We start from the raw sequence: 20,611 nt of genomic DNA, 5'->3' as shown, positions 1-20,611 counted from the left end.
TGTATTATAGCACTTTGAGAGTGAAATCGCAATTATTAAGTCTGTATTTTGAGACTTTTAGTTTTCAAACCGGCACAATATCTTTCTGATATGTAATCCAACCGCCTGCAAAATGCAGGCGGCTTGTGTATTTTAATAGGCAGGTGCGCCGTAGCCAAGAATCTCGTAATAACCGATAGAATACTCATTGACTCGGCAACTGTCGCCGGAGTTGCCCTCGACCGTATAAACCTTGCCGTTTTCGACCTTTTGAACAATACCCGTATGGTCGGATAATCCATCCTGACCACTTTCGTCTGCCCAATCGAAGAAAATAATCATTCCGGGGGCAGGCTCGGCGCTGCCATCCAGCCATTGTCCACGATCCTTAAACCATTGTACTCCGTTGACACAGCCTGCATATTTTGGGATAACTCCAGCGTCGATATAGCCGCACTCGTTGGCACACCAAGATACAAAGCAAGCACACCATTCTACACGGGAGTTAAAACCGTACCACGACCAATACGGCTGACCGCCCACATTGCCAACCAGAGAGAGTGCAACGGTCACGATCTGTCCGTCGCCGCCTGTAATGCCGTAAAGCACCTGTGACCAAAGGTAATTGTTTTCATCTGCAAGCAGTTCAGCGAGGTAGCCTTTCTGTTCTTCGTTAAAACCATATTGCGCCGCCATTTCCTCGGCAGTCTTGTGGCTGACGGTAATATACAGATAGGTTTGTGTGACCGTGCTTTCAGTTTCCACGATATTACCGTGTCCGTCATCGGTTTCGGTAATAACTGTTTCGGTCTTGCTCTCTGTTCGGGAAGATATTTGATTCATCTCCCAAAAGATGTCTTTTAAGAGTTGCTTTTTGCCATCGTCCATTGTGGCAACCTCTTGGGGGTTATCTTGATCCGTATTCGTTTTTACAGAGTAAACGGCAAGCACCTCTTTCCAAACGGCTCTGCTGCCACTCATTTCAAGAACATCATAGGATACCGAGTTCTTTTCCTCTTGCAGCTTGGTATCGTATTCGGTATTGATTTCCTGCACAACGGTCTGCATACTCATTCCAGTGCCGGAATCTTCGTCTGAGAAGAAAATGCCAAATACTGAGCCGAGGATCATACCAATCAGGCAAATCACGATAATAACCAAAACCGCCACCCAGCCGCCTGCGGCGATAGCGGCAATCAAGGCTTTCGTTCCGGCAATAATCGCTTTAATGGCAAGTGCGGTCGCTTTGGCAATCGCCTTTACCGTAACCACGGCGGCTTTTGCCGCAGCCCTTGCCGCTTGTGCTGCTCTCTGTGCAGTTTTAACCGTAATGATTGAATCCACCTAAAAATCCTGGATTGCTATGCCCCCGCTTATGCCCCTTGTCATCATAATGGTTTAAACCGCCAAAGAATCCTGGTCGACTCTCACCTACTTTATGCCCGTTATTGTCATAATGATTCATACCACCAAAAAAGGAAGGCGAACTATGTCCGATTTTCTTTCCATTTGCATCATAGTCGTTCATACCACCAAAGAATCCTGGTCTGCTATATCCTTTTTTACTCATAATGTCATCCTCCTGACTCTATTAGCCTCTTGTTTGATCTCAGAATAACACACTTTTCTCATTTGGAAGTCGCATAACAGGCGACATTCTTTTATCGCATTTACATTCATTATACCATTTATAATTCTTCCGACAATACGCAATAAAGCCGGAAGCCACGTTATCATCCATGACCTCCGACTCGTTCTGCTTATTCTACACTGTCCTTACACCCAAATCAACTCCTCTCTCCGTTTTATCTTTTCCCTGCTTTTCTTGAATAATCCTCTTATTGATCTCAAGCCGTTCATGAATGGATAATTTCTTATCTTTTCCATCTACCGCCTGCTTCTGCTGTGCCGGTTTTCTATCTGTTTTTCCTACATCCTTAACAACTTCATTCGCTTCGGTACTTGTTACCCTCTCATCTGCTCTTCCTTCATATCTTTCTGCTATCTGCTGTTCTCGTCTCTCCTTCACACCTTTTTCCTCCAGATTGCAAAAACTCTGCAGATACGGAAGCACATGATTCTGCATGTCTGTCAGATCTTCCATATACTTTTGGAACTCTTCACTTCCTTTGCCTTTCTGGTAATTGATCCAATACTCATCTGTAAGCTTCATTTCATTATCATACTTCAACTGACTCACAATACCGCCATGTCCATTTCCAATATCCATTGACTTCTTAAAATGATGCAGCATCTGTTCACCTTTTTCCTCATAATATACAGTCACATATATCTTTGCAATTTTTGTAGGTTCCTCTGTCTTCGGATCACGTTTTGCATACCATTCTTTATCCATTTCTGCTGTTTTTGCATCCAGCTCAGACAGCTTCTGACATCTTGGATTCATCAGATACAAAATCTTGCGGTTTCGTTCTTTCAGTTCACCAATATCTGCTTTGGCTACTTCCATGGTTGGGATAATCGCATGGTGATCGGATACTTTCTTTGAATTTAATACCTTACTCACGTCTGGGTGATATTCCAGACCTTCAGCATAAGGCATTTTCCCAAGTAACATCTGAATCAGTGTTTCAGTGCTTTCTCCCATCTCATCTGTCAGATACTGGCTGTCTGTTCTCGGATAAGTGACCAGCTTCTGCTCATACATCTCCTGCACGGCATCCAATGTCTGCTGTGCGGTATAACCAAACATTCTGTTTGCTTCCCTCTGCAGAGTGGTCAAATCATAGAGCTTCGGAGGACGGACCGTTTTTTCTTTCACATCATCCTTTTCCACTTCGCACATACGCTCCATACAGTCCGCAGCCACTCTATCTGCATCTTCTTTTTTCTGAAAATGCTCTGTGACCGCATCCATCTCGTCAAACTTGATATGAGCCATATAATATTTTTCTTTGGTAAATTCCTTGATCTTCTGATTTCGATCCACGATCATGGCAAGTGTTGGTGTCTGTACTCTTCCAACTTTCAGATTCTGGTTATACAGAACGGAAAAAAGACGGCTCGCATTGATTCCCACCAGCCAGTCTGCCTTTGCCCTGCAAAGTGCTGACTGATAGAGACTGTCATAACACGAACCGTCTTTTAATGACGCAAATCCATCTTTAATTGCCTGTTCCTCCATGGAAGAGATCCAGAGCCGCTTCATCGGCTTTTTGCATCCTGCCTGCTCATACACCAGACGGAAGATTAGTTCTCCTTCCCGCCCGGCATCTGTAGCACAGATTACTTCATCTACTTTGGAATCTCGCATCAGTTTTTTCAAGATTCCAAACTGCTTTTTCGTGCCTTCCAATACCCTGTGTTTCCAACATTCCGGCACAATCGGCAGATCTTCATATCTCCATTTTTTATATTTTTCATCGTATTCTGATGCATCACATAATCCAACCAGATGTCCTACGCACCAGGAAACGAGATAACCGTTTCCTTCCACGTAGCCATCTTTTCTTGTTCTGGCTCCAATCACGGAAGCCAGTGCCATCGCAACCGATGGCTTTTCTGCAATCACTAATTTCATTTACTCCTGCTCCTCTTCTTCATCTTCCAGCACAGCATCATCAAAATCCTCGTCTCTCAGGATTTCTGGTTCTATACTTTCTTCCTGCTCATCTGCATCGTCTACTTCCCGCTTTTCAGATTCTGAATCTTCGGATTCATCTTCATCCTCTTCCATCTCATCCTCGTCATCATATTCATGCTTTGGTTTATAGACTTTGAAGTAATATCCTCCTGCCGCAGCTCCTACTGCAACCAGTGCAATCAGAAGATACGTTCCAAATGGACTTTTATCTTCTGGCATCTGGATTTCATCCTCTACCTTATCTTTCTCAGCTGTCTCAGTTGTTTCCGGCTTTTCTTCTTCAGCCTGTTTCTCTGGTTCTGCATAAACAGTATCTACTTCCGGAAGTGTCACGGAATCAGAAAGTGTGAAGTTCATCAGATCTTTCTCGCTGACTTCTGTAAGGAAATACACATTATCCTGAGATTTTGAATTGTCGATGATCAGATAAAAAATCTTACCACTCTTAGTTGAAATGGTATAAAACTCTTTTGTGCCTTCCGTAGCTGTTTTAGTAACAGAATCTGCTGTCTCGCCTTCTTTATTAAGCTGTTCCTCAATACCTGTCACTGTCCGATCATCCACAGTTCCTTTTGCATCTGTTGGCTCAGAAGCTTGTGCATCCTGCGGAAGCGGAGAAGTCGTTGTTTTTTCAGTTCCCGTTGCATCTGCACTGGTCGTAGTTGCCATTGCACCATTGCTGTCACTGGAGGTTTTCTGTTTCTCTGCCTGCTTCTTTGCCCATTCATAATAAGGATTCTGCAACACATACTTTTCAGAAGTATTTCCGGCACCGTCTGTTACCGTAATCTCAATCTGTTTTGTAGTAAAATCTTTCTGTGTCAGTTGCACTCTCAGCATTCCATCCTTCAGATCTGTATAAGTGGTGCCATTAACTGTTACTGCAGTAATCCCGGATACTGTATCATTCCCCTGAATCGTCAGCACACCATCTGTCAGGGAAGCAGAGAGTGTCGGCTTTTCCGTGTCATAACACTTAATAGAACGATTCTGCTCATACACCTTTCCATCACCATCTGTCACACGCACATACACTGTCTGATTTCCTGTGATCGTGATACTTCCGCTTCCAGTTACATCCTGCCAGCTTCCATCTTTTCCTGCTTTTGCTTCAATCTTTGCTATTGAGAAACCTTCCGGCATATGGCTGGCATCTACCGTAACAGCAATGGTTGTTTCTCCCTGTTTCCATCCATCCGGTTTCTCAATCGTGATTGCAGGCGTGGTATTCTCAGCTGCATAAGCAGTCTGTGTCTGGAGCAAAGGTGTTGTCAGGCAAAGAAATGTCGTTGCTGCAAGCAGACTCTTTTTTACCCTGCTTTTAGTATTTGTTCTCTTCTTCTGTTTCATTTTTTCCAGATTCATCATCGGCTTTTATTTCCTCCTTCTGTATTTCTACCCTGCCGGGCAACTCATTTTTCATTTTCTTTTTAAAAGCTTCCAATTCCGGAATACTCATATCCATTGCACGGATAATTCTTACAATTTCCAGATTTTCTGCTTCTGTTTTTGCAATCTCCGCAGCCTTGAACCGCTTTAAATCTGCTTCATATCTGGCTTTAGATGCTTCCATTTTTTCCTTGGCTTTCTCATAATCTGCCGTTGCTTTTTCAAGACTTTTCATCTCTTCTCCTTTCCGGGCGGCTGTTATACCGCCCTTTTCCTTACCATCGCCCGAATCCATAGAAATGGCTCTGCCAGTATGGAGAGTTGATGGACGTGTACTGAACCGGATGCCCACAATGGATCATCTGACCATTGCCCACATAGATTCCAATATACGTTACTGGTTCTCCTGCATCGTAGGTTCCGGTAAAGAAGATCAGATCTCCTGGCTGTGCTTCTGACTGGGATACTGGCGTACAAATGTTGTACAGTCCCTGTGCAGTCAGCCTTCCCGTATTTCTTACCCCGGAATGAACCAGACAGTAGCTGACAAATCCGGAACAATCGAATCCACTTGGGGAATATCCGCCCCACACATACGGTGTTCCAAGATATTTTGCAGCCTCTTCCAGTAAACGTTGCGCTGCTTCACTGGTATATTCATTACCACCAAAGCCTGTCCCTTCTCCTGTTTCCAGATAAAAGATCGGGTTTAACCGCTCTCCATTTTTCAAAAGTTCAATGTGAAGATGGCTTCCTGTAGAATTTCCGGTATTTCCTACAAGACCGATCTCATCACCTTTCGTGACGGATGCACCTGCAGATACACTCCGGCTGCTTAAATGTGCATACCGCAGTTCATAGCCTTTACAATAGAAATAATTCTAGCCATTTTTTCATCACCTTTCAATCAATAAAAATGACCGAATCAGCTAAACAGATTTTCATCCATTACGAGCTAATTCGGTCCTGTTTTCGCTATTAAATTGTAATATCATCACTTTCGTGATACAGTAAAAGCATCTCAGATAAAAGCGAATATTTTCTTTCATCTGAATAAGGTTTTTATAAAAGATAGGCCTTTCCTTCATAAATTTGTTGATTCGTTGCAAGTTTTTTTCAGGACCAAATCGCCTCAACCCCTTGTATTTACTGGGTTTCCGTTGATTTAGTCTTATTTTATCATCATCATCACCGGAACGAATCCCGCACCAGTAAAGCAGTTGAAAAGCATAGTAGGAAAGAGGTTTGTCCATCATTTCTTCTGCAAACCGCTTATATTCTTCTTTTGTCCAGAACAACATTTCCTTGCCTTCTTCTTCTCCCAGTGCCCCAGCTTTTCTCGCCGGATTAGTGCTAAGGTCGTAATATTTCACTGCATGATTAAAAATGGTGCTTAATTGTCCATGTATCGTTTTCAGATACGTTGGCGAAAGAGGTTTTCCTGTCTTCGTTTTGAGTTTTCTCATTTGGTTATGCCAGTCCATCACATCTTTAGCTGTAATTTCCGATACTTTACGTTTTCCAAGATACGGAAGAATCTTTTTCTGAATAATATTTTCTTTTGTAAGCCAGGTACTCTGCTTCAAAGAAGGTCTGACATCTTCTTCATACATAGTGCAAAAGCTTTCCATTGTCATATCCACGCTTGCTTTCTTCTGTAATTTGAATTGTAATTCCCAGTCCGCAGCTTCTTTTCTTGTAGAAAATCCTCGTTTGCATTTCTGTTTTCTTGCACCTGTCCAGTCCTGATAACGAATCATTACATACCAGGTGCCATTGTCATTCTTGTAAATTGCCATCCCTAATTCCTCCCATCATTCGATCTTGTTCCATAGAACTGCTCATAAAAATACTTCCGTTCAACTTTTCCTGCGATTGTCTGGCATCCCATTGCCTGCAATTCCCTGTTTAGCCTTTTCATCAGCTTGTATGCGTAGGATTCCGATACTTCCAGGACTTCCATGACCTCTTTCACATTCATAAACATTTTACTCATAGAAAATTTCTCCTTTCTTTTCACTATACTATTTTGTATTGGTTGAATTATACTATACTATTCTGTATGGGTCAAGTACTTTCAATACATTTACCCATACTTTTTTGTATGGATTTTCTTGTCTCTACCATTTGGATATGCTATACTCAACCTATCAAGAAAAAGACAGGAGATATAGCATATGGCAATAGGCGAAAGAATCCACCATTTCAGACTTCTGCGTGGTTTCACGCAGAAATATTTGGGGCAACAGCTGGGATTCAGTGATTCACAGGCTGATGTCCGCATTGCACAGTATGAAAAAGGGGCACGCAGTCCAAAGGAGAAATACCTAAACGCACTGGCTGATATTTTTGAAGTATCCCCTCATGCTCTGGCTGTCCCGGATATTGACAGTTACGTTGGACTGATGCATACCTTATTTACCTTAGAAGACCTTTACGGACTTCACATTGATGAGATTGACGGAGAACTTTGTCTCCGGCTGGACAAATCCAAGGGAACCACCTACCTTTCCATGTTCGATATGTTCCATGAATGGCAGGAACAGGCAGAAAAACTCAAATCCGGCGAGATCACTCAGGAAGAATATGATCAGTGGCGTTACAACTATCCAAAAAACGCAAAATAAAAGCCGACGAAAAAAGGCCTTACCAAATTGATTTCACTCAATTCAGTAAGACCTTTTTTGTCGGTTTCACACATATTACTCGATAACCACAGGATACCTGATAAATAATGCCAAAATATCCAGTGTTATCATTTTGTTATCAAATAGAACTTTATCTGCCCGGAAACACCCTGTTTATAAGGCTTTCCAGAAATTTTTAATTATTCAAACTCCAGACAGACAGTACGGAGTATTAACGCATATAGACGATTTTAAAGGCTTTTTAACCAGTTAAGAGCAACATAGCCACATAATCTAAATTTTAAAAATGCAATAAAAATGCAATGAGTGACACGACTACTTGCTATACTTCCATCGGCTTCTTCTTGATACCAACACTATGAAAAGTCCGATTACAATTAAATATACTTTGAAAGGAAGATCACCATGAATTACAAATTAGAACTCAAACAAATCGTGGAATTTCCACGCTGTCGCATTTACCGTGACTTCATACAAACTTTAATCACTACCAAGAGCATCCGAACTACCGGGGGCTCTTTTCTTTTTTATTATCTGGTATTATGCTCCTATGCAAATTACCGCACATCCTACCGCCGGATGGAACACATTACCTATACCATTGGTCCAGGAGAGTGGATCTGCACAGTCACAGATCTTCAGGAATGGTTTCGCTGCCGTTTCCAACATCAAGCGTTGTCCATCCTTCGATTTTTTGAAGAGCAGAATTACATTACCTACTCTCTTCTCGGCAAAAACCGCCTGGTCAAATTCAAAATATCAGACTGGCCCAAAGACAATACCGTATTGGAATACAACTATCCCTGTAAAAAAGATACAGGGTTTTTCTTTTTCCCGATTGCCAAAGTTCACGAACTAATTGGCATTGGAAAATGCTCGGAAATGGATGTTATTCTGGATCTGTGGATTCATGCAGTTTACAACGATTCCTCTGTCCTGGGATCTGATTCCGGTCCCATTGTCTATTACCGGGATAATACCGGAAATCCCCTTACCAGCTTTAATGAACTGGGTGAAAGGTGGAGTCTGTCAAAGGCATCGGTATCACGACTCTTGAAGAAACTGGAGGAAAAAGAATACATTACACTTATCTCATTTACAGGAAAACACGGAAGCGTAATTTATCTCAACAATTACCTGTCCGTGATGTTTAATATCAGCGACGTTATGATTGACAAGGAGGAGATCGCTATGAAGATGCAATTACCAATCCATGTACCTGAAGAAATCACTATTGAGGATTCTGCTTCTGTTAGCGTTTCAGAAACTGTCACAGACTCACAAATCACCGTTACAAAAAATGATTCCTGCGTTCCAGATTCACACATGAAATTTATCGTGCAAAAAGTCGCAGAACTATTGGATTCACAAGGGATTCCATGTTGCCACTGCTCCAAAACCCGCTATATATTATCTCCATTATCAGCCTGCAAAGATATATTTAATACATTTACTCTAAATATTATCTGTCCCTACGGAAATGCCGCTTATCGGTTTGAGTTGTCCGTAAGTCCAGGGGATGAGTCTGCCCAAAAGATGCCTGCCGTGGCAGAGCCTTCTGCACTGAAAGGGGGGGAATAGACATGGCAAACCGCAATACACAGGGATTTCCTTCACCCGAAGAAGATCCACGTTTTCACGACACCTATCAGTTTTTACGCAGATACCGGGATGCAACCTACAGCCTGAAGGTAGTCGTACACCAGATAGAGCACCAGTTTAAGCTCCAATACGACAATGACATCGACAAATTTCTGGACTCCATCTATGCTGCCGGGGCTGATCTTACCGGAAGCGACATCGAACAACGGGCAAAAAGTATTGCCAGAAGCAACCAGATGCTGAAGCTTTTGGAATCATCCATCGATCTCCTCCGGAACAATCACAAGCATGGGGAACAGTATTACTGGATTCTCTACTACGCTTTTCTCTCTCCACAGGAAATGAAAAATACAGATGAGATATTGGATAAGCTGGCTCACCACATCACCAATATTTCCTACCGCACCTATTACCGGAAACGCAGGGCTGCGATTGAAGCACTCAGTACCATCCTTTGGGGATTTACTGCAAAAGAGACATTGGATACGCTCAACAAGTTCTTTCCAGAGTAATACATATCGCCTATCTCCTCGGCTTTTCGTAATATCATAAAAATGTTATACTAAAAAATGCAAAATATATATTGACTCTCACGGAACGTCATAGCGTACAGTTATCTTATCAGGAACAGGAGGTCAGCAACTATGAGGACAGTCAAAGAAATATCAGAACTTACAGGTATCAGCGTTCGCACGCTTCACTATTACGATGAAATCGGGCTTTTAAAACCAACACAAAAAAGTGATGCGGGATACCGGCTTTATGACGATAGGGCATTGGAAATATTACAGCAGATTCTGTTTTTCCGTGAGTTTGACATTCCTTTGAAAGAAATCAAAGCTGTTCTGGAGAATCCTGCTCTTGAAAGGAACCAGATCTTGCAAATGCAGAGAAAAATGTTGGTAGCAAAGAAAGAACGTATGGAACATCTGATTGCCAGCATTGATGATATCCTGAAAGGAGAGAATAAAATGGATTTTGCGATTTTTAGTAAAACGGAAGTTGAAGAAATGTTCCAAACTATGTTTGAACATATGCCTGACAATATGAAAGAACTTGCTGTAAAAGAGTTTGGAAGCATTGAAGAATGGAAAAAGCATTATATTAAGACAGTTTCATCAGAAGAAATGCAGAAAGGCTATGCTAAAGTTGTTGAGTGGTATGGAGGAAAAGAGCAATTCCTGTCTGTTGCCAACAATCCTATTAGCAAAGAGGCTGCAGAAAGTTACAACCAACAATTTGACAATCTTTTATACAAATTAGCAGCTAAAAAAGTATGTTCACCAGATTCTTCTGAAGTAAGAGAACTTGTTTCCGAATACGGTTTTCTTATGAAACAACTTTCACAGATAAAGAAAGAACACGGTCTGATGGTTGCACAGGCTCAATATTACCGTAATGAAAAAATCAAACCTATGATAGATGAAAAATACGGCAATGGTACAGCCGAATTCTTCGCACAAGCTTTCGAAGCATTTTATAAAGACAAGTAATCATTAGAACTACACAAAAGCACAACAATACACCATGCAGGGAATCAAAATGGTTTCCTGCTTTTTTTATGCCAACCAGTGAAAATGGCACAGAAATGACCTGCTTCTGCGATTGAAGCGTAAAATTACCCATGCTACAATAGGTATTGCTTATAGTTTTCCTTATTTCCAGCACCCATAGATGGTGCTTTTTTTGTACCTGTAAATTCAATCGCTGACAGCAGGTTCTATGTACTTTGTACGTACACTATACTTACAATACCAAACGTATTCTGTACGTACAGCCATACATATAAAGTTTCCTATTATATATAGAAGGGAGTCAATCATGAAAACAAGGAACGAAATCTATCAAGGAGAGGGAGCCAAGCTCTTACGGTTCATTACCACTTACCATACTCTGAGGTATGACCAGGTTTTACAACTTTTCTCCCGACATGAGCAGTCTATCAAGTCATTGATTACCAGCCTCATCAAACAAGGGCGCATCATTTACGATAAAGAGCATGACCTTCTTTGTGACAGCCAGCAGTCTGCTGAGAATCCTGACTATGCTATAATTACATGCTTCTGGGTACTGCTGGATTTTAAGAAAGGTGTTGTATACCACACCAGTGGCGAATTTCCAATCAAGCTCAATTTCTTTTCGCAAGATGAACAATACGAAATCATCTATATCGGTGAAGAACAGGAGGCTCTGATCAATCATGTGATGGAAAGTATCCCATCACATGGTTCCAAACGCCTGATTGTCTTAGAATCCGAAAGCCAGGCTGCCAAAATCACCATTGATGATGTAGCCGCTTACTGCCTTGTAAATGAATCCGGTGCTGTCAGTTACTACATGAGAAAGTAGGTTATTATGACGCAAAATACACCAACCATTTACCAGCGGCTTGAAAAACTGGAAGGGGAGCTGCAAAAACTGACGAATACCGTTTACGCTCTGAAGGTCACTGATATCCAGAATTATGATAAAAATTTTGAGGAACTGAGCGTCAGTGCTGCTCTTCGGGCGGAGCGGATTGCCTGCCAGATGCGTAACCTTGTCTGTCCGGCTCTCTCCCCAAATCAAGCAGCTTATCTTCCCAAAGCGGCAGATGCACAGGGAATGCGGATTGCAGAACAGCAGGGGATTCTCACCATTACGCTTCCCGGACTGCTTCCGAAACGAAGAGTCCACACAAACACTGCATTTCTCCATGAACCGCTTAATTATATGCTTCGGGAGTATGTAAAACAAAATGCCCTGCCCCTCTATCGTGACTGCATGATATGCTTCAGTCAAATATATGACAGGGAACTTCCTCAAAGACGTATCCGGGATTATGACAATTTGGAGTTTAAACAGATTCTGGATACACTTTGTACTTATGTTCTGACAGATGACAGCGGCTTTTTCTGTGATTCCTACTACACGACACAGCTTGGCTTAAAGGACTGTACACTGGTATCGGTTATGGAAAAAGCTGACTTTCCGAAATGGCTGCAGAACCAGAAAAATCATCACGAAAGCATGTCGGAAAATCTCCTGACTTCTCAGGCAGAAATCCGACATCGGTAAGAACCACCGCAGGGAACTTTGTTTTCTTGCTTTTTTATCTCCAAACCGCCGGAGATTTACCCAAGTATAGGCTTGCATGGGTAAGAACTGAATTGAGGTGATGCTTATTTGATAAGACCTGACACTACGAAATACCGCTTACTGGAAATGATAGGGATGTGCGGAGAATTTCCCGCAGACCAGCTAAACAGACTCATCCCCAGTGCCTCCTATGCGGAAAAACTCATTACGGATTTGAAGGCAGAACACCTCATCCGTACCCACTACCGGGATGCTCTCAGAGGCTACCGGCTGACCAAAGCTGCGAAAGAGATGCTGTTATCTGTCTCGCCGCTGCGTTTCCAGTACTATCTGACCGGCAATACCGAGACGAACCTTATCCGAAGTGAAATATCCCGCCGTATCCGCTTACATCAGAAAGCCGAAACGTATCTGACACTCCTTCATGCCGGGATTTCCTTTTATCCGGATGTAAAACCTGACATCTTCTGTAATCACCGCGAAGCTGGTTCCATCGGTATGCGAAGCCTTCCTCTTTTTTACGCTTCCAGAGAAATTAAGGAACTGGGCCCGGAGACCACGAAGATTAGGAACTCCCGCAGCATGGGCATCCTGATGGCACCGCAATGTGTCTATGTCCTTTACAACACGGGAAACGGAGTCCTGAAATGGGAATATCGAACGGAAGTCCGCTTAAACGCCTTCCTGCAGCATTACCTGCAAGGCTACCCTTACAACGGACATCCACAGATCCGGGCAATCATGACCGGAACCGACATGGAAATGGCTTTCCGGCTGTTTACCAGTACAGGAGGCTACAAAAAGAGCCTGTTTATGCTGGACACTTCCTTCGAGCATTTCCATTACCTTCCCAATACTCCGGAAGGGGAAGTGCTTTTAAAACTGCTGGTTCACCCTGAGATCATGGAAAAGCTGGACAACCTCCTGCTGTCCGATCTGGGCTGCCGCAGCGATTCAATTCCACTGGAACATGATGCCACGGATGCTTCCGGGAACCCCATCCTTCTTGCTTATGATTTTGACATGCAGCGAATCAACCGGTTCAATACCGGCTTAAATGTATACGGCAGATCCGGGAACCTGATCTGTTTCGATTTTCAGATTCCGGTCCTGAAAAAATACTTAACTGCCACAATCCATTTCTCCAGTATTGACCTTTGCAAATTCAAAAGGGGGTTTTTACATGAACCGTAAATGGTGGAAGCTCATTTATATGCTTCCGATCACCTTCTGCACCCTCTATGCAGGAGGCTATGTTGCTCAATTTATCCGCAACTATCAGACCTGGGAATCTGCCGGCAATTTTGCCGGAAACGGAACTGCCCCGCAGATCCCCTCCCCGCACCCGCTCGCCTGTCTGGATGCCCTGACTGCTTTCCCGTACAATCTGTATGGGATTTTTCTATGTCTGGCAGCTTTTGGACTCCTGACCTTCCTTCTCATGCGTATGGGATTTGACCGAAACGGGGAAATAACAGACCGGGACCGGAACCTGAATTATTCCACAAAGGGAACCTATGGGACTTCCGGTTTTATGACTTTGGAGGAAATGCATCAGGTACTGGAGCTTACGAATGATGTCAAGAAACACAAGGGAACCATTCTTGGAAAACTGAACGGAAAAGCCGTTTGTCTCCCGAAGGATACCCGCATGAACCGGAATATTGCCGTTTACGGTGCCAGCGGTTCCATGAAAAGCCGGGCCTTTGCACGCAACATGATCTTCCAGTGTGTTGCCCGCGGGGAAAGCCTCATCATCACCGATCCAAAATCGGAATTGTACGAAAGTACAGCCACTTACCTTGAGAATGCCGGATATATCGTGAAATCCTTTAATCTTGTAAACCCGGAAAACTCGGATAGCTGGAATTGTCTGGGTGAAATTGGCGGACAGGAAACCATGGCACAAGTATTTGCTGATGTCATCATCCAGAATACCGGTTCTGCCAAAGGCGATCACTTCTGGGACAATGCCGAGATGAACTTATTAAAAGCTCTGATTCTCTATGTGGATCAGGGATTCCCACCGGAGGCAAAGAATATCGGACAGGTATACAAACTCCTGACCATGAGTTCGGAAAAAGAACTGAACAGCCTCTTTGACCTGCTTCCGGTCTCCCATCCGGCAAAAGTCCCCTACTGCATCTATAAGCAGGCAAGTGACACGGTACGTTCCGGCGTCATCATCGGACTCGGTTCCAGACTTCAGGTATTCCAGAACAAGCTGATCCGCCAGATCACTTCCTATGATGAGATCAACCTGACGCTGCCGGGAAAAGAAAAATGTGCATACTTCTGCATCACTTCGGATCAAGACAGCACTTTTGATTTTCTTTCTTCCCTGTTTATGACCTTCGTATTTATCAAACTGGTCCGTTATGCAGACACCTATGGGGAAGATGGAAAACTGCCGGTTCCGGTACATATCCTGGCTGATGAGCTGGCGAATACGGGAGCAATCCTATCGCTCAACAAAAAGATTTCCGTGATCCGAAGTCGAAACCTCAGTATTTCCTGCATTTTCCAGAACCTGCCTCAGATGCAGAACCGGTATCCCTTAAACCAATGGCAGGAAATCATCGGGAACTGCGACACTCAGCTATTTTTAGGCTGTACGGATGAGGTAACTGCTACATTTATCTCTAACCGCTCCGGTGATGTGACCGTTGGTGTCAGCAGCGAAGCCAAACAATTAAATAGCTGGAGGGTATCCGATTATACACCGGAATACCGCCAGACCAGATCCATCGGGAAACGAAAGCTCTTAACTCCGGATGAGATCCTACGCCTGCCTCTGGATACCGCACTGATTATCCTGCGTGGCCAGAAAGTCCTGCAGGTAGAAAAATACGATTACACCCTGCACCCGGATGCCAAAAAACTCATTCCCCGGAAGGCTTCCGAGCATATTCCGGAATGGAGAAAAGGAGCATGTAGTGAAGAATATACGTACACTCCAACTATTCCTGCTTCCCACCCGAAAAAAACCGCTTCTTATGGAAAGCAGAAAAAGAAAAAAGCTGAACCGCACTTTGACCAGCAAAGCGTTTATCAGGAACCTGGCTATCACGATTTCCCGGATGACTTCTCAGCAGATAACTATTCGGATCACACAGACATGGTTCCTTTAGATAAAGATTCTATCATGTCATAATTTGAAAGGAGACACTATGATGCCAAACGAAACAACCAACACACCTATTTTAACTCTGGATTCCGATGCGAAGCTGGAAACAGCCCAGTCCATTTCAGACCTTACCTGGCATGAGATCCAGAATGCCTACCGTACCCGCCGGATCTTAACCGGAATGCTTGGCGGTATCGAGAAAACAGAAAACGGCAGCCTCATTGCCGTGGTTTACTACAAGGATTTCCGTACTGTCATCCCAGTAACTGAGATGATGATCCATCTCATGCAGGATGAAGCACACGATTATGGGGAGCTTGCTCTGCGGCAGAACAAAATCCTCAACAATATGCTTGGATGTGAGATTGATTTTCTGATTAAGGGATTAGATCCGAAGACACGCAGCATTGTCGCCAGCCGGAAAGAAGCGATGCTGAAGAAACGCCAGATCTTCTATCTGGATAAAGATGCTTCCGGAATGCCGAAAGTTTATGAAGACCGTATCGTGCAGGCAAGAGTCATTGCTGTTGCGGAAAAGGTAGTCCGGGCAGAAATTTTCGGTGTGGAAACCTCCATTCTTGCCAGAGACCTGTCCTTCGACTGGATGGGTGATGCCAGAGAACGCTTCCAGGTAGGCGATCACATCCTGGTACGCATCCTGGATGTGCGGGCAGACTCACCGGAGCAGGTCATTGTCCACGCAGATGTCAAAAGTGTGGAAGGCAACACCAGCAAGGAAAACATGAAAAAATGTAAGATTCAGGGAAAATACGCCGGAACTGTGGAAGACATCCATAAAGGCACCGTCTTTGTCCGGCTCTCCATCGGTGTCAATGCCATTGCCCACTCCTGCTATGACAGCCGGACAGTCGGGAAAAAGGATCAGGTATCCTTTGTGGTGACGCATATTGATGAAGAGCGTAATGTTGCCCTCGGCATCATCACCCGCATCATCAAGCAGACCATATAAGGCTTCCACCTTATTTTTAAATAGCTTTTTTTCATATACAGCACCAATTAGTCCAGCAAATACTCACGATACAGCTACATAAGGTGACAGAATAAAGTATTTTTCAGACCATTACCTTATTGTACTGAAAACGGTAACGTGTTATACTGATTCGGTATTACTGAACCGGAAAGACGGATGCATTTCGATTTTGCCCTCTAGTATCCAAGGAGGGTGATGCCCATGAATACAATGGAAGTATTGACTTTACTATTGGTAATTTTTGCGGCTTTGACTTATATAGATCGACATAATAAGAAATAGCATCCACGACCCTAGGAAAGTTTTGGATGCTATGACTTATACATAGAATATAAAATTTAACTGAGGGCATCAGATTTTGCATCTGAATACCTTTCTTGAGTTCATTATACACTGGGGGATTTGAGAAATCAAGTCCCCCTTTTTATTATGACATTGATTAGTATCTGCATTAAACATCAGAAATTTATATTCTTACTCACTGAAACGAATTCTCTCTATCAATGAATCTTTCCTTACTGACTTTGCAATGAATATTGCCAATAACATCTGTATCACAAACAATGTTAAAATTATAATAATAGCTGCTGTTACCGGATAATGGTATGTGCTGATATCAAACATTCCTGTACGCTTTGCATATAAAAACAACGGATATCCTGCAAGACTTCCCACTCCGATACTGATAATAAGAGTGCCTACTGTATAGAATATACCTTCCAACTGGAGCATCTTCATCAACTGACGGTCCGACATTCCGATTGCCTGCATCATGCCAAGTTCCTTTTTTCGCACATGGACACTATTGATCATTGTGTTAATCAAGTTCATAATGCTGATTGCTGCCAGAATGATGATAAATGCATAACATGCACCTCTAGTCATCTGTATGGCATTTTCCCATGTATCGTACTCATTCTTCCAGGTACGCATCTGCAGTCTGCCTGATCCATCCACAATAGCCTGTAGAGATGCTTCCAGTGCCTCATCATAATCCTTATCTGCAATCACCTGAAAATAGCTGGAAGAATTATTTATGGTAAGTTTCTCTGCCCCTTCTTTTGCCATGATAAGACAGTTATAGTTTGTCAGACCACTTCCATATTCACCAATTGCTGCCACTTCAATCTCTTTTTGAAAGGTATTATCTCCATCATGAATATTGAGTTTCAGCTTATCTCCCACTTTAATATCTGGATACCAGTGAAGTAGCGCGCGGTCCAGAATCACTTTATCCCCGGATTTCAATTCCTCGTATGTGACATTGCCTTCAGTGATTCCTTTTTTCAGCTCTTCTGCGTATTCTTCCGGCACTCCATTGATAAATTCGGTTCCAATTTTTTCTTCAAAAGGTCCTCCTGATACCTTCAACGCGGTAAACACATCTACCCGCTCAACACCGTCAAGCTCCTCTATCTGCTGCTTTAGTCCTTCATTTAATGGATTATTCTTTTGAACCTCCGCCCATTCATATTCAGGATGCTCTTTATTCCCGGATTCCACAATTGGAGAAATCTCATATTGCCCCACAATCGAACTCTTTGCACTTTCCATCGGATTTGCACAAGACAGCACCGTTGCTACCATCATGACAAATATTCCGGTAACGGCCATAGATACAATCGTGATAGTACTCTTCTTTTTATTCTCTGCAAGATTTCTCTTGGTCAGTCGTCCGATATTCAGAAATTGATATCCCTTCCTGCTGCTTTTCTGTCGCTTACTGCCTCCCTGGTAACGCATAGCTTCTATTTCTGATACCTTCGCCGCCATACGCATAGGCTTCATCAGTGACAGATACACTGTACACAGAGTCACTGCAATTGCCAACAGATAAATCCACCAATAATAAAGTTGGACTTCTCCTTTAGCTACAACCTTGTATGCCTCTGTTATAAGTACGTTTGAATCCTTTGCATGTTCTACAAACTGGAGAAGTACAACTTTCACAGCAACTGTTCCGATCAAAAGTCCTATCGGAATGGCAAACAACGCCACTCCCATTCCCTCTCTTAGTACGATTTGTCTAAGCTGCCGTTTCGTAGCCCCGATTGCCTTTAACTTTCCAAATTCCCGAACCCTCTGGTTCATAGATACATAATAAACACTATAAATTGTGATAATGCCCGCCAATACAACAATAAGCATGATTCCTACAATCACCGGAATTGTAGCCGGATCCACATAATTTGCTGCAAGATACTCTTTATTAATATTCATGTCATCCTCGGAAATCCCGAACTGTCTGGCAATATTCTGTATCGTCTCTGTATAATCTGCAGTCGTATTTCCTTTCTGTCCATTCACCTGAAGTAAAAACCGATATTTCACCTGTTCTACCGGTATCTCCGCTTTCAGAAAGGCCTCTGAAACCAATGATGTATATTGTTTTTGTTCTTTGCTGCTCTCATTATCTGCTAAAAAACCACAGATTCGAAAGTCTTTCTCCTTCGTATAATCCAGTCCGTCATCTTTCAGAATCTGATAAGGTACTGTGATAGTGTCACCGATTTTCCCATTCTGTCCTAATGCTTCCAGTATTCCTTTTGAAACCACAATATCATTTTCTTTCTGCGGAAGTTGCCCCTCTTTCAGCTTCACTTTATAAAGTTCCATCCCTGTTCTGTCCATATACATCATGGAAACCGTCGCATCTTCCAGATTCATGTACCCCGCATCGCTGCGGAGTCCGTAAGTTTTCACATCATGATGTGCCGCCAGTTTCATAACTGTACTCTCGTCCACGTTCCGATAAAGGGCATGCCATGTTGGATAAATCTTATTGATTACCGCAAAGTTCACTTCCACCATATCTTTTCCGATTGATGGGATTACGAACAGCAGTAATGTTGTCAGGATAATGGCAATTCCAATCAGTATGTTTTTGCTCTTATAATGCCGCATATTGCAATATGCAACTCTGGTCGTCATCTTCATTATCTTCTCACCGCCTTGCCATCTTCAATGATAATCATTTCATCCGCCATCTGGGCAATCGTTTCATCATGGGTAATCATGATAAGCGTCTGCCCGAAATCCGACACGCAGCTTTTCAATAGGCTCATAACCTCTAGCTCAGTCTGGGAATCAAGGTTTCCAGTCGGCTCATCCGCCAAAATTATCGCCGGTCTTGTCACCAATGCCCTGGCTATCGCAGTTCTCTGTTTCTGTCCACCAGACAAAGCAGACGGCATCGCATCTTTCTTATCCTGCAGTCCGATTTTTTTGAGAATATCTTCCACTTCCCGCGGCTTTACCTTGCGATTATCAAGTCCCAGCGGAAGAACGATATTCTCCCACACATTCAGCGATGGAATCAGATTAAAATCCTGAAAGATAAATCCTATCTTCTTTCTTCGAAACTGTGCCAGTTTATCATCTTTTCGAGAATAGATATCGGTTCCATCAATCCATACTTTGCCGGAATCCGGTCTGTCAAGCCCTCCAATCAGATGCAGAAGTGTAGATTTTCCGGAGCCGGAACGTCCTACGATAGCTGTAAACTTGCCTCTCTCTATCTGTAAACTTGTATGATCCACGGCTCTCACCTGATTCTCGCCTTCTCCATAATACTTTACTAGATCTTCTACTTTTAAAATACTACTCATATCTTCAAGTCCCCTTTCCATTTCATACCCCTACTATAACATTCCTGCATTACAAAACCCTTACAACAACCATAACAGTTTTGTAAGGGTTCCGACTATTCTCCTATTATGAGCGGCAGTGTCACTTTAAATATCATACCTTTCTCAGCCTTTCTTTTGGCTGCTATTGTCCCCCCCTGTTCTTCTATGATCTTTCTGGCAAGATACAGACCGACACCCGCTCCGTCTTTTACCTGTTCCTTTGCTTTCCTTCCCCGGTAAAATCTCTGATAGATCTTATGCAGTTCCTCCGCAGGAATGCCCATTCCTTCATCTTCTACTTCAATAAGCACATTGCTTGCTAGCTCCTGCGTCCTCACTGTAATCGTTGTATGTTCCGGTGAATATTTGACTGCATTCTCAAGGATATTCGTTAATGCTTCTACCGTCCATTTTGAATCATGGTTCACAACTATATCATCATCCATCTCCACCTGAATGGAAATATCTTTTCCTCTTGCCTTCATATAAATGATATGCTCCCTTCTAGGTAGACAAGTGAAATAATAAAAACTTGTCACTTAGGAGGGAGCATATTTTATGTCT

At 43.0% G+C, this 20,611-nt stretch carries 18 protein-coding genes and 2 pseudogenes; 9 read left to right on the top strand and 11 right to left on the bottom strand.

The window, feature by feature from the left end:
- Positions 1-132: 132 nt before the first annotated feature.
- The 8 genes and pseudogenes from AB5Z12_RS14350 to AB5Z12_RS14315 all read right to left on the bottom strand — a co-directional run.
- Positions 133-1,308 (bottom strand): annotated as a pseudogene (locus AB5Z12_RS14350) (CHAP domain-containing protein); the annotation flags it as partial.
- Entirely contained in the window at positions 1,301-1,549 is a 249-nt protein-coding gene (locus AB5Z12_RS14345; RefSeq protein WP_368357323.1) for a hypothetical protein, read from the bottom strand. The pseudogene AB5Z12_RS14350 and the gene AB5Z12_RS14345, both read right to left, overlap by 8 nt.
- 195 nt (positions 1,550-1,744) lie before the next feature.
- Complete coding sequence (locus tag AB5Z12_RS14340; protein ID WP_368357322.1) at positions 1,745-3,520, bottom strand: DNA topoisomerase; 1,776 nt, start codon at positions 3,518-3,520, stop codon at positions 1,745-1,747.
- A complete protein-coding gene (locus AB5Z12_RS14335; RefSeq protein WP_243284599.1) occupies positions 3,521-4,933 on the bottom strand; it encodes a CD1107 family mobile element protein in 1,413 nt (470 codons plus the stop codon).
- Entirely contained in the window at positions 4,905-5,267 is a 363-nt protein-coding gene (locus AB5Z12_RS14330; RefSeq protein WP_012744294.1) for a DUF4315 family protein, read from the bottom strand. Before AB5Z12_RS14330 ends, AB5Z12_RS14335 begins: the two co-directional genes overlap by 29 nt.
- On the bottom strand, positions 5,248-5,826 hold the full coding sequence (locus tag AB5Z12_RS14325; RefSeq protein WP_368357326.1) for a C40 family peptidase: 579 nt from the start codon (positions 5,824-5,826) through the stop codon (positions 5,248-5,250). The genes AB5Z12_RS14330 and AB5Z12_RS14325 overlap by 20 nt, the downstream gene beginning before the upstream one ends.
- A 333-nt stretch (positions 5,827-6,159) precedes the next feature.
- Positions 6,160-6,771, bottom strand: a pseudogene (locus AB5Z12_RS14320) (Arm DNA-binding domain-containing protein); the annotation flags it as partial.
- Between the two features lie 2 nt (positions 6,772-6,773).
- A complete protein-coding gene (locus AB5Z12_RS14315; RefSeq protein ID WP_148462134.1) occupies positions 6,774-6,968 on the bottom strand; it encodes a cytidylate kinase-like family protein in 195 nt (64 codons plus the stop codon).
- Between the two features lie 181 nt (positions 6,969-7,149).
- Between AB5Z12_RS14315 and AB5Z12_RS14310 the strand changes: the two genes are divergently transcribed.
- The 9 genes from AB5Z12_RS14310 to AB5Z12_RS14270 all read left to right on the top strand — a co-directional run bounded on the left by AB5Z12_RS14310 (position 7,150) and on the right by AB5Z12_RS14270 (position 16,397).
- Complete coding sequence (locus AB5Z12_RS14310; protein WP_148462133.1) at positions 7,150-7,599, top strand: helix-turn-helix domain-containing protein; 450 nt, start codon at positions 7,150-7,152, stop codon at positions 7,597-7,599.
- 426 nt (positions 7,600-8,025) lie between these two features.
- Positions 8,026-9,201, top strand: coding sequence for a helix-turn-helix domain-containing protein (locus AB5Z12_RS14305; protein WP_023921589.1), 1,176 nt, complete (start codon positions 8,026-8,028; stop codon positions 9,199-9,201).
- Between the two features lie 2 nt (positions 9,202-9,203).
- Positions 9,204-9,734 (top strand): hypothetical protein, encoded by a 531-nt coding sequence (locus AB5Z12_RS14300; RefSeq protein WP_368357321.1) that lies wholly within the window; start codon positions 9,204-9,206, stop codon positions 9,732-9,734.
- Between the two features lie 132 nt (positions 9,735-9,866).
- Complete coding sequence (locus AB5Z12_RS14295) at positions 9,867-10,715, top strand: MerR family transcriptional regulator (RefSeq protein WP_005333545.1); 849 nt, start codon at positions 9,867-9,869, stop codon at positions 10,713-10,715.
- Between the two features lie 328 nt (positions 10,716-11,043).
- A complete protein-coding gene (locus tag AB5Z12_RS14290) occupies positions 11,044-11,571 on the top strand; it encodes a DUF5697 family protein (RefSeq protein ID WP_005333543.1) in 528 nt (175 codons plus the stop codon).
- Between the two features lie 6 nt (positions 11,572-11,577).
- Entirely contained in the window at positions 11,578-12,279 is a 702-nt protein-coding gene (locus AB5Z12_RS14285; RefSeq protein ID WP_118367812.1) for a DUF6100 family protein, read from the top strand.
- A gap of 234 nt (positions 12,280-12,513) precedes the next feature.
- A complete protein-coding gene (locus AB5Z12_RS14280) occupies positions 12,514-13,494 on the top strand; it encodes a hypothetical protein (protein ID WP_368368690.1) in 981 nt (326 codons plus the stop codon).
- Positions 13,484-15,454, top strand: a complete 1,971-nt coding sequence (locus tag AB5Z12_RS14275; RefSeq protein ID WP_368357319.1) for a VirD4-like conjugal transfer protein, CD1115 family — start codon at positions 13,484-13,486, stop codon at positions 15,452-15,454. The genes AB5Z12_RS14280 and AB5Z12_RS14275 overlap by 11 nt, the downstream gene beginning before the upstream one ends.
- Positions 15,455-15,473: 19 nt before the next feature.
- Positions 15,474-16,397 carry a S1 RNA-binding domain-containing protein gene (locus AB5Z12_RS14270; protein ID WP_023921587.1) on the top strand — a complete coding sequence of 308 codons (924 nt, stop codon included), beginning with the start codon at positions 15,474-15,476 and terminating at the stop codon, positions 16,395-16,397.
- A 495-nt stretch (positions 16,398-16,892) separates the two neighbouring features.
- On the opposite strand, the gene AB5Z12_RS14265 is transcribed toward AB5Z12_RS14270, so the two are convergent.
- The 3 genes from AB5Z12_RS14265 to AB5Z12_RS14255 all read right to left on the bottom strand — a co-directional run bounded on the left by AB5Z12_RS14265 (position 16,893) and on the right by AB5Z12_RS14255 (position 20,532).
- On the bottom strand, positions 16,893-19,349 hold the full coding sequence (locus AB5Z12_RS14265) for an ABC transporter permease (RefSeq protein WP_368357318.1): 2,457 nt from the start codon (positions 19,347-19,349) through the stop codon (positions 16,893-16,895).
- 5 nt (positions 19,350-19,354) lie between these two features.
- Positions 19,355-20,026, bottom strand: coding sequence for an ABC transporter ATP-binding protein (locus tag AB5Z12_RS14260; RefSeq protein WP_172676439.1), 672 nt, complete (start codon positions 20,024-20,026; stop codon positions 19,355-19,357).
- Positions 20,027-20,121: 95 nt separating this feature from the next.
- Positions 20,122-20,532, bottom strand: coding sequence for a sensor histidine kinase (locus tag AB5Z12_RS14255; RefSeq protein ID WP_368357317.1), 411 nt, complete (start codon positions 20,530-20,532; stop codon positions 20,122-20,124).
- Positions 20,533-20,611: the final 79 nt, after the last annotated feature.

This window comes from Ruminococcus sp. RTP21358st1_G6_RTP21358_211008 (assembly GCF_040908885.1).
GTDB classification, from domain to species: Bacteria; Bacillota; Clostridia; order Lachnospirales; family Lachnospiraceae; genus Blautia_A; species Blautia_A faecis.
Note: the sequence above shows the minus strand (reverse complement) of the source record. Positions and strands in the feature narration are given on the sequence as shown.

Bases quoted from the DNA above. Each gene is read 5' to 3' on its own strand.
- AB5Z12_RS14275 (WP_368357319.1), top strand. From the start codon at position 13,484: ATGAACCGTAAATGGTGGAAGCTCATTTATATGCTTCCGATCACCTTC.
- AB5Z12_RS14255 (WP_368357317.1), bottom strand. From the start codon at position 20,532: ATGAAGGCAAGAGGAAAAGATATTTCCATTCAGGTGGAGATGGATGAT.
- AB5Z12_RS14300 (WP_368357321.1), top strand. From the start codon at position 9,204: ATGGCAAACCGCAATACACAGGGATTTCCTTCACCCGAAGAAGATCCA.
- AB5Z12_RS14340 (WP_368357322.1), bottom strand. From the start codon at position 3,520: ATGAAATTAGTGATTGCAGAAAAGCCATCGGTTGCGATGGCACTGGCT.
- AB5Z12_RS14310 (WP_148462133.1), top strand. From the start codon at position 7,150: ATGGCAATAGGCGAAAGAATCCACCATTTCAGACTTCTGCGTGGTTTC.
- AB5Z12_RS14265 (WP_368357318.1), bottom strand. From the start codon at position 19,349: ATGACGACCAGAGTTGCATATTGCAATATGCGGCATTATAAGAGCAAA.
- AB5Z12_RS14290 (WP_005333543.1), top strand. From the start codon at position 11,044: ATGAAAACAAGGAACGAAATCTATCAAGGAGAGGGAGCCAAGCTCTTA.
- AB5Z12_RS14315 (WP_148462134.1), bottom strand. From the start codon at position 6,968: ATGAGTAAAATGTTTATGAATGTGAAAGAGGTCATGGAAGTCCTGGAA.
- AB5Z12_RS14270 (WP_023921587.1), top strand. From the start codon at position 15,474: ATGCCAAACGAAACAACCAACACACCTATTTTAACTCTGGATTCCGAT.
- AB5Z12_RS14330 (WP_012744294.1), bottom strand. From the start codon at position 5,267: ATGGATTCGGGCGATGGTAAGGAAAAGGGCGGTATAACAGCCGCCCGG.
- AB5Z12_RS14345 (WP_368357323.1), bottom strand. From the start codon at position 1,549: ATGAGTAAAAAAGGATATAGCAGACCAGGATTCTTTGGTGGTATGAAC.
- AB5Z12_RS14295 (WP_005333545.1), top strand. From the start codon at position 9,867: ATGAGGACAGTCAAAGAAATATCAGAACTTACAGGTATCAGCGTTCGC.
- AB5Z12_RS14335 (WP_243284599.1), bottom strand. From the start codon at position 4,933: ATGAAACAGAAGAAGAGAACAAATACTAAAAGCAGGGTAAAAAAGAGT.
- AB5Z12_RS14305 (WP_023921589.1), top strand. From the start codon at position 8,026: ATGAATTACAAATTAGAACTCAAACAAATCGTGGAATTTCCACGCTGT.
- AB5Z12_RS14260 (WP_172676439.1), bottom strand. From the start codon at position 20,026: ATGAGTAGTATTTTAAAAGTAGAAGATCTAGTAAAGTATTATGGAGAA.
- AB5Z12_RS14285 (WP_118367812.1), top strand. From the start codon at position 11,578: ATGACGCAAAATACACCAACCATTTACCAGCGGCTTGAAAAACTGGAA.